This is a genomic window from Priestia megaterium (genome assembly GCF_023824195.1).
GTDB classification, from domain to species: Bacteria; Bacillota; Bacilli; order Bacillales; family Bacillaceae_H; genus Priestia; species Priestia megaterium_D.
Map to the genome: position 1 here is coordinate 499,408 of NZ_CP085442.1, position 16,804 is coordinate 516,211.

The 16,804-nt window shown below is 38.2% G+C and carries 14 protein-coding genes; 11 read left to right on the forward strand and 3 right to left on the reverse strand.

Going from position 1 to position 16,804, the window contains the following annotated elements; genetic code table 11:
* Positions 1-58: 58 nt before the first annotated feature.
* Complete coding sequence (locus tag LIS78_RS02675; protein WP_252284606.1) at positions 59-1,639, reverse strand: lactate permease LctP family transporter; 1,581 nt, start codon at positions 1,637-1,639, stop codon at positions 59-61.
* A 62-nt stretch (positions 1,640-1,701) separates the two neighbouring features.
* Entirely contained in the window at positions 1,702-2,658 is a 957-nt protein-coding gene (locus LIS78_RS02680) for an L-lactate dehydrogenase (RefSeq protein ID WP_013081626.1), read from the reverse strand.
* A gap of 333 nt (positions 2,659-2,991) precedes the next feature.
* On the opposite strand from LIS78_RS02680, the gene LIS78_RS02685 reads away from it, so the two are divergent.
* The 3 genes from LIS78_RS02685 (at position 2,992) to LIS78_RS31240 (ending at position 6,305) form a co-directional block, all read left to right on the forward strand.
* Positions 2,992-3,867: a cation diffusion facilitator family transporter gene (locus LIS78_RS02685; RefSeq protein WP_252284607.1), complete on the forward strand. Its 876-nt coding sequence runs from the start codon at positions 2,992-2,994 to the stop codon at positions 3,865-3,867.
* A gap of 140 nt (positions 3,868-4,007) precedes the next feature.
* Positions 4,008-6,026, forward strand: a complete 2,019-nt coding sequence (locus LIS78_RS02690; protein ID WP_252284608.1) for a methyl-accepting chemotaxis protein — start codon at positions 4,008-4,010, stop codon at positions 6,024-6,026.
* A 147-nt stretch (positions 6,027-6,173) separates the two neighbouring features.
* Positions 6,174-6,305 (forward strand): hypothetical protein, encoded by a 132-nt coding sequence (locus LIS78_RS31240; RefSeq protein WP_280640300.1) that lies wholly within the window; start codon positions 6,174-6,176, stop codon positions 6,303-6,305.
* A 14-nt stretch (positions 6,306-6,319) separates the two neighbouring features.
* Here the strand turns inward: LIS78_RS31240 and LIS78_RS02695 are convergent, their stop codons facing one another.
* Complete coding sequence (locus tag LIS78_RS02695; RefSeq protein WP_252284609.1) at positions 6,320-7,231, reverse strand: RluA family pseudouridine synthase; 912 nt, start codon at positions 7,229-7,231, stop codon at positions 6,320-6,322.
* Between the two features lie 155 nt (positions 7,232-7,386).
* Here LIS78_RS02695 and LIS78_RS02700 point away from each other — a divergent pair, with 155 nt between their 5' ends.
* The 8 genes from LIS78_RS02700 to LIS78_RS02735 all read left to right on the forward strand — a co-directional run bounded on the left by LIS78_RS02700 (position 7,387) and on the right by LIS78_RS02735 (position 16,698).
* Positions 7,387-7,779, forward strand: a complete 393-nt coding sequence (locus tag LIS78_RS02700) for a YhcU family protein (RefSeq protein ID WP_013081630.1) — start codon at positions 7,387-7,389, stop codon at positions 7,777-7,779.
* Positions 7,780-8,182: 403 nt separating this feature from the next.
* On the forward strand, positions 8,183-8,977 hold the full coding sequence (locus LIS78_RS02705; RefSeq protein WP_013055258.1) for a SurA N-terminal domain-containing protein: 795 nt from the start codon (positions 8,183-8,185) through the stop codon (positions 8,975-8,977).
* Positions 8,978-9,166: 189 nt separating this feature from the next.
* Complete coding sequence (locus LIS78_RS02710) at positions 9,167-9,937, forward strand: L,D-transpeptidase (protein WP_195781281.1); 771 nt, start codon at positions 9,167-9,169, stop codon at positions 9,935-9,937.
* A 123-nt stretch (positions 9,938-10,060) separates the two neighbouring features.
* Positions 10,061-11,599, forward strand: coding sequence for a carbon-nitrogen hydrolase family protein (locus LIS78_RS02715; protein ID WP_013055260.1), 1,539 nt, complete (start codon positions 10,061-10,063; stop codon positions 11,597-11,599).
* Between the two features lie 113 nt (positions 11,600-11,712).
* Positions 11,713-12,267 (forward strand): glycerol-3-phosphate responsive antiterminator, encoded by a 555-nt coding sequence (locus tag LIS78_RS02720; RefSeq protein WP_034654553.1) that lies wholly within the window; start codon positions 11,713-11,715, stop codon positions 12,265-12,267.
* A 178-nt stretch (positions 12,268-12,445) separates the two neighbouring features.
* Complete coding sequence (locus LIS78_RS02725) at positions 12,446-13,273, forward strand: MIP/aquaporin family protein (RefSeq protein ID WP_013055262.1); 828 nt, start codon at positions 12,446-12,448, stop codon at positions 13,271-13,273.
* A 67-nt stretch (positions 13,274-13,340) separates the two neighbouring features.
* Positions 13,341-14,831, forward strand: a complete 1,491-nt coding sequence (glpK, locus tag LIS78_RS02730) for a glycerol kinase GlpK (protein ID WP_195781280.1) — start codon at positions 13,341-13,343, stop codon at positions 14,829-14,831.
* Between the two features lie 187 nt (positions 14,832-15,018).
* Positions 15,019-16,698 (forward strand): glycerol-3-phosphate dehydrogenase/oxidase, encoded by a 1,680-nt coding sequence (locus LIS78_RS02735; RefSeq protein WP_016762944.1) that lies wholly within the window; start codon positions 15,019-15,021, stop codon positions 16,696-16,698.
* The last annotated feature ends 106 nt before the right edge of the window (positions 16,699-16,804 follow it).

The window sequence follows — 16,804 nt, forward strand, 5'->3', positions numbered from 1 at the left end:
CAAACGTTTGTTTAAATGAAAGAAACAAGGTAATAACAGGATTTTTAGCAGTTTTTTATCATAACCACCAAGCTAACAAAAAGGTAACAAATCCCCCTAGTATCAAAAATCCCATGCTGTATTTGAGCGTGTATTTGAACAGTTCACTTTCTTTTCCAGCCAGTCCCACTGCTCCGGCAGCGACGGCAATTGATTGAGGAGAAAGCATTTTAGCCATCACTCCGCCGGCAGTATTGGCCGCTACAAGAATAATTGGCAAAACATTAATTTGCTGAGCTGTAGTTAGCTGCAAGTTGCCGAACAGCGCATTATTTGATACGACAGACCCCGTTAGAAATACGCCGATCCAGCCAAGAAATGGAGATAAAAATGGAAAATAAGCAGCTGATGTAGCGAGCGCTAATCCAAGTGTAGAAGACTGTCCTGAATAATTTGAAATAAAAGCAAAAGCAATGACCATCATAATAGTAATAATAGGTCTTGATAATTCTTTTACGGTTTCTAAAAGAGTGGTCCATGCCACTTTTGGCGATACGTTAAGCAAGAAAACTGAAAGGATACAAGCAATAAGAATTGCTGTGCCTGTTGCTGCAAATACGTCTATTTTTAAGACAGCAGCGTAAGGCGTAGGATCTTTTACTAAAGGCGCTGCTTTAATTACGTGATTGTGTAAAAATGGGACGTTAATAAGCAGGTTCATATGTTCAAGCATCGTTTTGACAAAAGAAATGCTCCAAGCCGTAACGAGTATCGTTAATAGAATAAAAGGAGACCAAGCCTTTAAAATCTGTTTTGGTGACAGGCTGAAGCTTTTAGCTGCTGCCGGGCTTGTTCGTTTAATATAAAAAGCAAGAGCAAGCAAACTCACAATAGAAGATGTGATATTTGGAAGTTCAGGGCCGATGTATGTAACAGTTAAATACTGTGTCAGTGCATAGGAAATGGCTGTGATGCTCGTTGCTTTCCATACGTCTTTTAATCCTTTTATCCCATCCATAATAAAGATAAGTAAAAAAGGGATAAGAAAAGAAATAATCGGAAGCTGCGTACCAAGAAAATGAGCAATTTCTTTTGGATTTATGCCAGATACTTGTCCTGCGACAATGACAGGAATCCCCATGGCGCCAAACGCTCCTGAAGCTGTATTAGCAATTAAACATAGCGCCGCTGCTTTTAACGGTTTGAAGCCAAGTCCAACTAGAAGCGCTGCTGTAATGGCAATTGGAGCTCCAAATCCCGCTGCACCTTCTAAAAAAGCATTAAAAGAAAAAGCAACAAGCAGCATTTGCAAGCGGGGGTCATCGGTTATTGAAATAATAGATTGTCTGATGGTAGTAAACTGTCCACTTTTGACAGTTAGCTTGTATAAGAACACCGCTCCGATAATAATATAGCTGATGGGCCAAAGTGCATACAGAAACCCATAGCCTGTGGCTCCTAAGACCATTGAGGCAGGCATATCATAAAAATAAATAGCAATAATCATAGAAAGAAGCACCGTAATACCGGCAGCAATGTGTCCTTTTAATTTCAAAAGAGTTAAAGCAATAAAGAAAAAGATAATGGGGATGAGTGCAATTAGTGCAGAAAGCCAAATATTATCTAACGGATTATATACCTGAGTCCACGTCATATTCATACACCTCTACTACATATTTAAAACAAGGGAGCGGGGGAGTCCCCCGCAAAAATCTTTAGATGTTACACAAAAGCTCTGTCGCGAGTTTGCTTAAGAATGCTAGCAGAGTGCTCGAGCTGCTGCTGTTCGTGAGGAGTTAAATTCAATTCAATAATTTGGCGCACGCCGTTTTTATTAATAATAGCTGGTACGCCGATATACACATCAGAAATACCGTATTGTCCTTCTAATAAAGCAGATACCGTTAAAATAGAATTCTCATCATCTAAAATAGCCTTGGTGATGCGTACAAGCCCCATCGCAATTCCGTAATAAGTCGCTCCTTTTCGATTAATAATATGGTAAGCCGCATCGCGGGTTTGTTCGAATAGATGCTGCATATCCGGTTCTTTTTCAATAGCGGCAGTATTGATAAAATGTTCGAGCTTCACACCGCCAATTTGCGCGTGGCTCCAAACAGGAAATTCCGTATCTCCATGTTCGCCCATAATATAAGCGTGGACGTTGCGAGAATCTACTTCGAAATAGTCGCTTAACAAGTAGCGGAAGCGAGCTGTGTCAAGAATCGTTCCTGAACCAATTACCCGTTCGTTTGGTAATCCTGATACTTTTTGTGTAACGTGTGCGAGAATATCAACTGGATTTGTTGCCACTAAAATGATGCCGTCAAACCCGCTGTTCATAATATCTTTTACAATGCATTCAAAAATTTTAACGTTTTTTTCAACTAGATCTAAGCGTGTTTCCCCTGGAGCTTGATTAGCGCCCGCTGTAATAACTACTAAATCAGCGTCAGCACAGTCTTTATAATCTCCAGCCCAGATTTTCATCGGTGTGGCAAATGGCATTCCATGATTGATATCGCGTGCTTCACCTTCTGCTTTTTCTTTGTTCATATCGATTAACACTAATTCATTGGCAATACCTTGATTCACCATTGAAAAAGCGTAGCTTGAGCCAACAAAACCAGTTCCGATAACGGCAACTTTTCGTGTTTTTGGTGTAAATTGTGTTTTCATTTGTATCATCCTTTGAATTTTATTTTGTGATGTTTTTCACAATGTTAGTGTAACAAGAATAAATACCCTCGGCTGTGATAAAAATCACACCCTTTAAGAAATAATAAATAATTTTACAGGGCGATTTGAGAAAAGGGTCCTCCTACATGAAATGCCACATTTAGAAAGATCTTAAACGTTTAAAGTGTTGAGTAAAGGCAACTTGTTTTGCAGAAAGCTAAAGAGTTTAACATTCTCTATTTGTATGTTAACAGCCAATAATGTTTCTATAGACCCACACCAAATCCATTTGTTACACTAAGTTTGCTTATTTTGAATAAAGGAGTGGAAGGGATGGAGAACTACTATGAGCAAGCCCAAAAAGGCGCTTGGGTTAGTATCTTATCATATATCTTTTTATCAGCATGTAAACTTATTATTGCGGGTATCACCGCTTCCTCTGCATTAAAAGCCGACGGTCTTAATAATGTTACAGATATTATTGCATCAATTGCCGTCTTAGTCGGCTTAAAAATCTCTAAAAAACCTCGCGATAATGATCACCCCTATGGACATTCCAGAGCGGAACATATCTCTTCACTTATTGCTTCTTTTATCATGATGGTCATCGGACTAGAAGTATTGGTCGATGCGGGTCAGTCATTATTTATGGACAAATCTGAAGCGCCTAATTTACTGGCTGCTTGGGTAGGTCTTGGAGCGGCTGCCATTATGGGTGGTGTCTATCGATATAATATTAAGCTTGCTAAAAAACTTGATAGCCAGTCTTTATATGCGGTTGCTAAAGATAATTTGTCTGATGCACTTGTGAGTATAGGGGCTGTTGTGGGAATTTTTGGCTCACAATTCGGCCTGCCCTGGCTGGACGTGGTAGCTGCTTTTGCTGTGGGAATTATTATTTGTAAAACAGCCATCGAGATTTTTAAAGAAGCGGCTCATTCCTTAACAGACGGATTCGACGAAGAGAAGTTAGGGCACTACAAAGAAAGCATCGAGCTTGTAGAAGGTGTAAAAGAAGTAGAAGATGTGAAAGCGCGCAAGCTTGGTAATCAAGTCGTGATTGATGTAACTGTTAAAGTAGATCCCCATTTAAATGTTATCAAAAGCCATGAAATTGCTGATCAAATTGAACATATGATGAACGATGAGCATCAAATTAAAGATACGCTTGTTCATATTGAACCTGATGCATACGAAAAGCAAAAATAAAACCAGCACGTTCTTTCGTTATGAAAGGATGCGCTGGTTTTATTTTGTGGGAATTTGAAATAAATCACAAAAACTTCTTCAAAAATGAAAATGAAAAGCCGTTATTAGTAATATAAAGATTTTTGTAGAAGGGTGAGGGAATGAAGAGGTTAAGTGCAAAGCTCGTAGTATTTTTTAGTATTTTTATAGCTAGTTTATTATTAGTTGTTTCAGGGGCTGTTTATCAATTTACCAAAACACAAATAGAAAAAGATGTAGAAGTTCAGTCTCAAAGTCAAGTGAAAGAGTTAAAAGAAACGATTCATACGTACTTAGACATGTATAGTCGTTCTTTGCTGACGTATAGTGAAAATGATGTAATTGTTAATTTTGTTAAGCAGGAAGGAGATCAAACAAACCAAGAGAAAAATCCGTATTTTACATGGAACACAGTTCAAAAAGAGTTTACGCAGTTTAAAGAAAAGTATCCAAACCTAGCACTTGAATACATAGGCACTAAAAATAAAGGAATGTATTCTGTTCCTAAACAAGAGTTTGGTTCAAACTATGATCCGACTTCAAGGGTGTGGTACAAACAAGCAGTAGAATCACCTGATAAGGTTATTTATACGGATCCATATGAAGATGCAGCAACAAAAAAGACGGTTGTGACAATTGCAAAGGCTATTTTAGATCCAGATACTAAAAATGTGCTGGGCGTTATAGCTACTGATTTAGACTTAGATGCATTAAAAAACATTGTAGGTAAAGCAGAAGTAAATCACGGTGGGTATGCATTTTTATTTGATCAAAATGGCACAGCGCTCGTTCATCCAACAGAAGCTGGGAAAAATTTAATGAATCAGCCATTTATGAAAAAAATGTACGAAGCAGACCGGAATAGAGATTTCATGAAGTATACGTTTCAAGGTGAAGAGAGAGTGATGGCATATGATACTCTCGAAGGGACGAATTGGAAGATAGGAAATGCCTTTATTTATAATGAAATGCTCTCAAGCGCTCATCATTTACTGACTGTTATTGTCTGGATTGCGTTAATTGGCATCTTATTATCAGTGGTGTTAACCATCTTTTTCTCAAGAATCATTACTAATCCGATTCGCCGCTTGAAAAATGAAGTAGCCAAAGTAACAGCTGGCGATTTAACGGTTCAGGTGAAGACGAAGTCAAAAGATGAAATTGGTGAGCTTACTCATTTATTTAATGATATGGTAGCCAAAATGAAAACATTGATTGGCACGGTTCAGACGTCTGTTGAGACAGTAAAAACGTCTGTTGAAGACTTGAGTGCCGTATCTGAAGAAGCAACTGCATCCAGTGAGGAAATCGGCCGGGCTATCCATGAGATTGCCAGCGGTGCCACGCAGCAAGCTTCTGATGCTGACTCTACTAATCATAAAACGATGAGTTTATCTTCGCAAATTGAAGAAGTCATTGAACAAAATGCACAGATTAATAAAATGACGATTGAAGCTGTAAGCATCAATGAAAAAGGTTTAAAACAGATGCAGCTCCTTCGCAACCAAACCACTGAATCGTCTCAAACGATTCACGCTGTTCAAGCTGTAATGGAAGAGTTAACAAATGAGATGAAAAAAATTGAATCTATTATTTTCACGATTAATAGTATTTCAGATCAGACAAATTTACTTGCCTTAAATGCTAGTATTGAAGCAGCTCGTGCAGGAGAACATGGCAAAGGATTTGCGGTAGTAGCTGAAGAGGTGCGAAAACTTGCTGAACAGTCCTCTCAGGCCACTGAACAAGTTCGCCATACGATTGCAGCGATTCAAGGGGAAGTCGCTGCTGCGCGTGAAGAATGCAACCGTACAGAAGAGCTTTCAAAGTCTCAAGACTTTGTGGTAGGAGATACAGAACGAGCTTTTCATGAAATTGCAACTACGATTGAACAAGTGGCGGCGGCTGTCGAACATGTGACAAGCAGCATGGACAGTATCGATGAGCATAAGGAAGACGTGGTAGCGGCCATTCAAAGCATAGCAGCTATTGCACAGCAATCAGCAGCGGGAACTGAAGAAATTACCGCTTCTACAGAAGAACAAATTAGAGCTATTTCTACTGTTTCTCAATCAGCTGAACATCTGCAAGAGATTAGTGAAGAATTGGCGAACTTGATTCGTCAGTTTAAAATTCAATAGAAAAAAAGAGGCTAGGACAAAAGTATTTTATTTAAACGAAAATCCGAACGATGAATTGAGATTCTTGATAAAGAATTCAAATCGTTCGGATTTTTTATTGATATGGTGAACGCAGGTTTCATGTATATGGCTGCTTCTAGCTGGTGATTGGAGGGCAAGACGAAGACTCCGGCCGCCCGCGGAAAGCGAAGTCTTGCACGGAAATCAGCAGCGGTGTCTCAAGCGATCCATACGAGCGTATTTCTCCTATTTGTTTGCCTTCAGCTGGTTGTGTCTTAACCTCTCTTTTATGTTTAATAGGAAAGCAACTTGCTGTAAGGCAAAAAGACTTGCTGAGTTGGAGGTGCAACAGCTGACACGCGCTGATGTGTAAACGGATGTATAAAAGAAAGCTTAATGGCATGTAAAGCTTGCTGCTGCTCTTTTAATCTCTTTCCTCCATAAAGCGTATCGCCAAGTAATGGATGGCCGATGTGACTCATATGAACACGAATTTGGTGAGTGCGTCCGGTCTCGAGCGAAAGTTCAATAAGCGTCTCATTTTTGGCCGTATTGCGTTTTAACACCCGATAAGATGTTTTGGCAGCTTGTCCCGTTCTAGATACTCTTCTTCTTGTAGCATGGTGACGATCGCGTCCAATGGGTTCATTGACGATTCCGTCCTCTTTTTTTATGATTCCTTGGACGAGGGCAATATAAGTCCGATTAATTTTACGTTCAGCCAGCAGCTGATCAAACACAGAGCTTGCTACAAAATGCTTCGTGAATAAGATAGTACCTGATGTATCGCTGTCCAAACGGTGAACGTGTCTAGGCTTTGTTTTGAGGCCTATTTTTTGAAAATAAGCAGCTACAGCATTTAAAAGAGTTTTTTGGTCTTGTTCTGATGAAGGATGAGTATCTAGGTTTATTGGTTTGTTTACGATTAGTGCGTGCTCATCTTCAAACAAAATCTCTATATCAACATTGTAAGGTGTTATTTCATTAGGCTCTGCTTCAAAAAAAGGGAGTGACACTTTATCATTTTCCTTGAGAGTGTTTCTCCATGGTAAAGGCTCACCGTTTATAAGCACATTTTTATTCATCCGAAACTGATGCAACGTTTTTTTAGGAATACGCCATTTCGTTTTTAAATAATCTTCAATTGTTTGCCCTGCATCATTTTTTGCGATTTTATCTTCTAGCCATTGGCCGTGTATACTCATATTTAATCCCTTCCTTACATACTAGTAAATATCCTTTAATCTTTTAAAAGAACTTGTAAATAATTAGGAGGAAATAACTACCTGAAGTTCTCGTTTTATGTTTATGTTATGCTAAATAAAGAGACATAAGTTAAGAGAAAAAAGGGGGGGTAACCATGAAAATTGCCCAAGCAGCTCCGCCAGAAATGGAGAATTACATAGAAGAGTTGACTGAACAGCTTCGCTATGACTTGTTACCTCGGTATGTATCTGTAGATAAGCTTAATCCTGATGAATTATTAAATCCAGATTATTGTACAGACCATTTATATAATGGCTTACTCGATGAAGCATTGCAAGTCATTAGTAGCCTTCAGACAATAATTGCCGTGATTGAAGCGATTCAACATCGGCCGATTGAAGAAAGCGACTGCGAGCAATTCGAAAAAAATATTGCAATTTTAAAAAAATACGGGTTCTTATTTCCTGTTTCCATTGAATGTTTTGCAAAAGAAAACAATTTGATTACGTATTCGTATGAATCGTTTTATAATTCATACATAAATTGAAAAGAAAAAAGCATGATTATCCCATGCTTTTTTCTTTTTTTTTATGAATTTCGGCTTTCAATTGGATAAAAAAAGAACTTGTGATATCGTTAAATTTGTATAAAGTTCTTATAGAAACATGAAATCAAATACTATTGCTTTTCATATAACAAATAAATTGAAATAATACAGATGTATAAGGTGCTGTAAATTATGTAAATCATACTAAATAATGTTATGATTAGACAGGCCGTATAAAGAAGAGCATTTATCTTTCATAAGATTACAAAACGTTTCAATCTTATTACATATGTTTAAAATTAGCCTAAATGGTTTCTTTTTACGCCTATATCATATACAATGCCCCCTAGATGATTTTTTCGAATAGCTAATAATCGTTTGGGATTATGAAAGGAGATTAATCATGAAAAAACTGATGTATACATTGCTCATTGGGTTAATTGCTGCAGCTTTAACAGCATGCGGTTCAAACGATGATGCAAAGCAATCAAAAAGTGATGATCAGAAAACTGCACAAACTGAGAAGCAAAAAGAGGCTCAGGAAAAGCAGGAAAAGCAAGCAAAAGAAATGCAGAAGAAATTAGATAAACAAAAAGTAGATGAGAAGAAAACCGTAGCGGTTGTAAACGGTAAAAAAGTTTCTGGTGAAGAATATAATGCTGCATTATCCTCATCACAAGCCCAATATCAACAAATGGGACAGGACCCAACATCTAAAGAAGCAGCTAAACAAGTAAAGCAGCAAACAATTGACAATTTAGTAGGTCAAACGCTGCTATTGCAAGAAGCTGAAAACAAAGGCTATAAAGCAACTGATGAAGAAGTAAATAAAAAGTTAAAAGAAACGAAAAAGCAGTTCAAAACAGATAAACAGTTTAAAGCGGCTTTAAAAGATGCAGGACTAACTCAATCACAATTAAAGTCTGAGCTGGCTGACAGCATTAAATATCAGCAGTACGTAGATAAAGACATCCAAACACCAGAAGTAACAGATAAAGAAATTCAAGATTATTACGATCAATTTGCAAAACAAAGCCAAAGTCAAGCAAGCGGCGGTAAAGAACAATCTCAAATGCCAAAGCTTGAAGACGTAAAGCCTCAAATTAAGCAGCAGCTTGAACAACAAAAGAAACAAGAAGCGTTGGAGAAAAAAGTTGAAGAACTTAAGAAAAATGCAAAAGTTGAAGTAAAGCTTTAAATACAAATGAAACGGCCCTTTAAAGGGCCGTTTTTTGTTATGTACATTTATTGCTTCTTGTCAGTAAAAAGGGGTGCGTGAAAGATTTTATTGTATTTTGACTTATAAGGTAAAAAGTGTTCTGATGGTTTGCCTTTCATCCTATACTTTTCTTATATAGATATAAGAGAAATTGGGGGGAGTCGATAAATGAAAAAGGTGGCTGTTTTTTTTGTTGGGCTTGTTTTTTTACTCGCGGGGATGGGTCTGACAGGCAATGCTTCTGCGGCGTCAAATCAACTTATTATTATTAACAAATCTACTAACACCCTTGCTTTTTATGATAGAGGAAAATTAGTAAGGACGTTCAAAGTTGCGACGGGGAGGCAGATGAGTTATACACCAGAGGGTACCTTTAGCATTGTGAATAAAATTAAAAACCGGCCTTATTATAAAGACAACATTCGGGGAGGAGATCCTAGGAATCCACTAGGTGATCGCTGGCTAGGATTAAATGCGCGCGGAACATATGGAACGACGTATGCTATTCATGGAAATAATAATCCAAGTTCTATCGGGACTTACGCAAGTTCTGGGTGCATTCGTATGTATGATGAAGAGGTACGCTGGCTGTTTGACCGCGTTCAAACCGGTACAAAAGTGGTTATTGGTCAATTCCATTCTCAAAGTTTTGATTCAATCGCTGTTAAAAACAAATACAAAGTAAGCAGTGCTCCAGTCGCCCAGAATCTTTGTAAAACGAAAAAGCTCTCAAAAGGCCAAATTGGTTTTGTAACGATTCAATCACCGATGGTTTTGTTAAAGGAAGAAAAAGGAAAATGGATAAAGATTCGTACGTTAAATCGCGGTGAACGCTATAATGTATATAAAATAGATGGCATTAAAGTCTCTTTAGGACCAGGATTTATTGAAAATTATCCTAATAAAAAAACATCCATAAAATTAGATATTTGCAAATAGAAAATACCGTTCATATAGCTGACTATATGAACGGTATTTTTTGAATTTTTAATAATGTTTATTATAATAAAAAACAGGGAAACTAATTGCCTAATGAAGAGAGAGAAAGGGTTGTTTGAGCGTATGTCTACAATAGATTTATCAAAATTCGAGAAAAAAATGATTATTCGTAACATCAAACCGGACGATATAGATGAAATTTTAGCACTTCAAAAGCTATCATTCCCGGGAATGGATCCGTGGAAAAAAGAACAGCTTGAAAGTCACCTGGCCATTTTTCCAGAAGGACAAATATGTGCAGAGTACGACGGGGAAATTATCGGATCTTGTTCAAGCTTGATTGTGAACTTTGATGAGTACGATGATCAGCATACGTGGGACGATATTACAGACGAAGGATACATTACAAATCATAACCCGGAAGGCTACAATCTGTATGGAATTGAAGTAATGGTTCATCCAAAGTATCGCGGCATGAAAATAGGACGCCGCTTATATGAAGCGCGTAAAGATTTAGCACGTGAATTGAACCTGAAAAGTATCATCATCGGAGGAAGAATTCCTAATTACCATAAGCATTCAGCTGAAATGTCGCCTAGAGAATATGTAGAGCAAGTTATTCATCATAAAATTTATGATCCAGTGTTATCTTTTCAGCTAATGAACGGATTTACGCTTATGCGTATAAACCCTGGTTATCTTCCTGATGATCTAGCTTCTAATAAGTATGCAACGTTGATGGAATGGAACAACGTAGATTACGTTCGCCGTTCAAAACGTCATTTTAAAACATCATTCCCAGTGCGTATTTGTGTTGTTCAGTATATGATGAAACAGATCAATTCATTTGAAGAGTTTGCAACACAGGTAGAATATTATACAGATGTTGCTTATGATGCAAAAGCCGACTTCTGCGTATTCCCGGAAATTTTCACAACTCAGCTAATGTCTTTCTTGAATGAAAAGATCCCAAGCAAAGCGGTTCAGCGCGTAGCAGAATATACCGAAGAGTACATTGAGCTATTTACTAACTTAGCGGTTAAATATAACGTAAATATTATTGGAGGATCCCACTTTGTCGAAGAAGATAATGGAGATATCTTTAATATTGCCTATCTATTCCGCCGAGATGGAACAATTGAAAAGCAGTACAAAGTGCATATTACACCTAATGAAAGAAAATGGTGGGGAATTAGCCCAGGAGACAAAGTTGAAGTGTTTGATACAGATTGCGGTAAAATTGCGATCCAAATTTGCTATGACATTGAATTTCCGGAGCTTGCTCGTATTGCTACCGATAAAGGTGCAAATATTATTTTTACACCATTCTGTACGGAAGACCGTCAAGGCTATCTGCGCGTAAGATACTGCTCTCAGGCGCGCGCGATCGAAAACCAAATTTATACGGTTATCGCAGGTACAGTTGGAAACCTGCCTGAAACAGAAAACATGGATATTCAGTACGCTCAGTCTGCTATTTTTGCACCGTCTGACTTTGAATTTGCACGAGACGGTATTGTAGGAGAATGTAATCCTAATATTGAAATGGTGGTTATTGGAGATGTAGATTTAGAAATTCTTCGTCGCCAGCGTCAATCAGGAACGGTTCGTCAATTAAAAGACCGACGCCATGACGTTTACAATATTAAATATAAAAAATAACGCAGTTTCTAAAAACATCATGCAAATGCATGGTGTTTTTTATTTCAACTTTTGCCATAATAAAAACTATTACAATGAATTTTATGGACTAACCATGGAAAAGAGGGGAAAACATGAGTTTTCATGGACAATCGGTATTACCCGCTGTTCGAGATATGAAGCAATTGGAAAAGTTTTTAGTAAGTAATTATGAGTACGGAGTTCTTTTAGATAATCAAGTGGGCATGCTAAAAGGAATTATGAAAGAGGTCCATAAGCATGAAAAGAAGCTAATCATTCATTTAGATTTAATTCATGGCTTAAAGCACGATGAGTATGCGGTTGATTTTTTGTGTCAGGAGTTTAAGCCTGCGGGGATTATTTCGACAAGAACAAACGTCATTTTAAAAGCTAAACAAAGAGGGATCTATGCCATTCAACGGGTCTTTTTATTAGACAGCACGGCTTTGAAGAAAAGCTACGAGTTAATGAAGAAAGTAAAACCCGATTATATTGAGCTTCTTCCTGGAATTGTGCCCACTTTAATCCAAGAAGTCAAAGCTGAAACAGGCATTCCAGTGTTAGCTGGAGGTTTAATACGAACAGAAAAAGAAGTTCGTAATGCTTTAGGAGCCGGGGCTTCTGCTGTTACAACATCAAATAGAGAACTGTGGAGTATTTCAACTTAAAAAAACTGTTTGACAACGCTTTCATCATCTAGTAAACTTCTAGATAAGTTAATAGATGTGAGGGAGAATAGGAGATCCACGGTATAGCCTTTTAATGATTTTATTAGGGGGATGTATTGTGGATTTTCTTATTTTCTTGTCATTTTAATCGTTTTCATACAAAGGGGAGGTTATCTATATGCAAGCATTCTTAGGAGAAATAATTGGAACAATGATTTTAATTATCCTTGGCGCTGGTGTATGTGCGGGCGTCAATTTAAAAAAATCGTTTGCTGCTAATTCAGGATGGATCGTTATCACAATGGGATGGGGAATGGCAGTAGCGATGGCAGCATATGCGGTTGGTAATATGAGTGGGGCACACTTAAATCCAGCGTTAACCGTAGCGCTTGCTATTACAGGTGATTTTCCGTGGTCACAAGTACCGATGTACATCTTAGCTCAGTTTATTGGAGCCATTCTTGGTGCAACAGTTGTTTATTTACACTATCTTCCACACTGGAAAGAAACAAAAGATGCTGGTACAAAATTAGGCGTATTCGCAACGGGACCAGCAATTGCTAACCCATTTGCAAACGTTTTAAGTGAGGCAATTGGAACGTTTGTATTAGTTGTAGGAATCTTAGCAATTGGAGCAAATAAATTTACAGATGGATTAAATCCTTTAGTAGTAGGATTTTTAATCGTAAGTATTGGTTTATCATTAGGAGGAACAACAGGCTATGCCATCAACCCTGCTCGTGATTTAGGACCTCGTATTGCTCATGCTATCTTGCCGATACCTGGCAAAGGCAGCTCGAACTGGAAATATGCTTGGGTGCCAGTAGTGGGTCCCTTAGTAGGCGGATCAATCGGGGCAGTATTTTACCAAGCGGCATTTTTAAATAAAATGTCAAGCAGCTTATGGGTTGTTTTAAGTCTAGCGCTGATTGTTTTAGCAGTTATCTACGCTGTTTCTAAACAAAAGGCAGCACAGATTCAATCAGCAGTAGTACCGAAAAAATGAATGCGCTTTACCATCTAACTATGTACAATAAAGAAACGACACTATACAGAGAATAGGGGATATTGATATGGAAAAATTTATTTTATCTTTAGACCAAGGAACAACAAGCTCACGAGCAATGTTATTTAATAAAAAAGGTGAAGTTGTACATGTAGCTCAAAAAGAGTTTACACAGTACTTTCCAAAACCAGGTTGGGTAGAGCATAATGCAAGTGAAATTTGGGGTTCTATCCTAGCAGTTATCGCATCTTGTTTATCTGAGTCAGGTGTTCATGCGGATCAAATCGAAGGAATTGGGATTACCAATCAGCGTGAAACAGCAGTAGTATGGGAAAAAACAACAGGGAAGCCGGTGTACAATGCAATTGTATGGCAGTCTCGACAAACGTCTGGTATTTGTGAAGAATTAAAAGCAAAAGGGTTAAACGATACGTTCCGCGACAAAACGGGATTATTAATTGATGCATACTTCTCTGGAACAAAAGTGAAGTGGATTTTAGATAACGTAGAAGGTGCACGAGAAAAAGCAGAAAACGGTGAATTGTTATTCGGAACAATTGATACATGGTTAATTTGGAAGCTATCAGGCGGAAAGGCGCATGTAACGGATTACTCAAACGCATCCCGCACGCTTATGTTCAATATCTACGATTTAAAATGGGATGATGAACTGCTAGATATCTTAGGGGTACCGAAATCAATGCTTCCAGAAGTAAAGCCTTCTTCTGAAGTATACGCTCATACAGTAGATTATCATTTCTTTGGTAAAAACATTCCAATTGCTGGAGCAGCAGGGGATCAGCAAGCCGCTTTATTTGGACAAGCTTGCTATGAAAAAGGAATGGCGAAAAACACCTATGGAACAGGCTGCTTTATGCTCATGAATACGGGTGAAAAAGCAGTTAAGTCCGATCACGGCTTGTTAACTACATTAGCATGGGGGATTAACGGCAAAGTAGAATATGCGCTTGAAGGCAGTATTTTTGTAGCAGGATCTGCTATTCAGTGGCTTCGCGACGGTTTAAGAATGTTTAAAAATGCGGCTGAAACTGAAAACTATGCAACGCGAGTAGAGTCTACAGACGGCGTATATATTGTGCCAGCTTTCGTAGGACTTGGAACACCTTATTGGGATAGCGATGTACGGGGAGCGATGTTTGGATTGACTCGTGGTACAAAAAAAGAACACTTTATCCGTGCAACGCTTGAATCACTAGCTTATCAAACAAGAGATGTATTAAGTGCGATGGAAGCAGATTCTGGAATTACATTAAAAACATTGCGTGTAGACGGGGGAGCAGTTAAGAATAATTTCTTAATGCAGTTCCAAAGTGATGTGTTAAACGTTCCGGTTGAACGTCCTCAAGTGAATGAAACAACGGCTCTTGGGGCAGCATATTTAGCGGGTCTTGCGGTCGGCTACTGGAAAGATTGCGATGAAATTGCGCAGCAGTGGAATATGGAAAAATCTTTCGAACCAAATATGGAAGAAGAAAAGCGTGAAGAATTATATAGCGGCTGGAAAAAAGCCGTATATGCAACAATGGCTTTTAAGTAATTATTTGATGAAAACACTTTAATTAAAAGCGCATGTATGATATAATTTAGTCAAGTTAATAAATTGGTTGGAGAATCGGAGAGACCACAGATCCATATGTAGACATACTATATATGTGATTTGTGGTCTCTCTTTTTTGTATATTGGAAAATTTTGATACCTTTAAAAATTGAAAGGGGAATGACTTATGTTTTCAAGTCAAACACGTTCGAATAAATTGGTAGACATGACACAAAATCAATATGATTTACTAGTAATTGGTGGGGGAATTACTGGGTCAGGTATTGCACTTGATGCGACTCATCGAGGCATGAAAACGGCATTAGTTGAAATGCAGGATTTCGCAGCAGGAACATCTAGTCGTTCAACGAAGCTTGTTCACGGCGGTCTACGCTATTTAAAACAGTTTGAAGTTAAAATGGTAGCCGAAGTTGGTAAAGAACGTGCCATCGTATATGAAAATGGCCCTCATGTAACGACTCCGGAGTGGATGCTGTTACCTTTCCATACAGGTGGAACATTCGGTAAATTCTCAACTTCAATTGGACTGCGCGTATATGATTTTTTAGCTGGTGTAAAACGCTCAGAGCGCCGCAAAATGTTTAGCGCAGAAGAAACGCTTAGCCGCGAGCCATTGGTGAAATCTAAAGATTTAAAAGGCGGCGGTTACTACGTTGAATATAAAACAGATGATGCACGTTTAACGATTGAAGTAGCTAAGGAAGCTGCCGCAAGAGGAGCAGACTTAGTCAATTACACAAAAGTGGAAAACTTCATCTACGATAAAGGAAAAGTAGTAGGGGCTGTTGTTCGTGATCAGCTTACGAATAAAGAATATAATATCTATGCGAAAAAAATCGTTAACGCTGCAGGTCCATGGGTGGACACGCTGCGTGAAAAAGATAATTCAAAAAAAGGCAAGCAGCTTCAATTAACAAAAGGAATTCACTTAGTTATTGATCAAGAGCGCTTCCCTTTAAAACAAGCCATTTATTTTGATACACCTGATGGACGTATGGTATTTGCGATTCCGCGTGATGGAAAAACATACGTAGGCACAACAGACACGGTCTATAAAGAAGACGCTAGACATCCGCGTATGACTGTAAAAGACCGTCAATATGTTATTGATGCGATTAACTATATGTTCCCAACGGTTGATATTACAGTAGACGACGTAGAATCAAGCTGGGCGGGTGTTCGTCCACTTATTCACGAACAAGGAAAAGATCCTTCTGAAATCTCGCGTAAAGATGAAATCTGGACATCAGAATCAGGTTTAATTACAATCGCTGGAGGGAAATTAACTGGGTACCGTAAAATGGCTGAAATTGTCGTAAATCGCGTAGCTGAAGATTTTAAAGCAGAAGGACGCGAATTTGAAAGCTGTCAAACTAAACATTTACCGATTTCTGGAGGTAATGTAGGAGGTTCAGGTGGGTTCCCAACGTTTGTAGAGCAAAAAGTCAAAGAAGGCATCAAACTAGGGTTATCACGTGACGCTGCTGAAAAGCTTGTAAAACGCTATGGCTCAAACGTAGATAAAGTATACCGCTACATGATTGAACGTCCGGATCAGCTAAAAAACAGCGACCTTCCAGCTAGTGTATTTTTGCAAATTCAATATGGCATAGAAGAAGAAATGGTTTCAAAACCAGTGGACTTCTTCATTCGACGTACGGGCGCTTTATTCTTTGATATCAACTGGGTAAGAAGCTGGAAAAAACAAGTGATTGCTCATATGGCCGAAGAGTTAAAGTGGACGCCTGAGCAAACAAAAGCTTATACGGATGAATTAGAACAGCACCTTCATGACGCAGTTGTACCAGTAGATGAAAAAGTTAACCGTATGACAGGTATTTCATGATAAAATAAAAAAGTACCTCAAAATTTGTCAATACAGCCATAATATAATAGCAGGAAGTCAAATTTTGACGAAGAAATATAATATGACTGTTAAAAAAAGAGAAAGA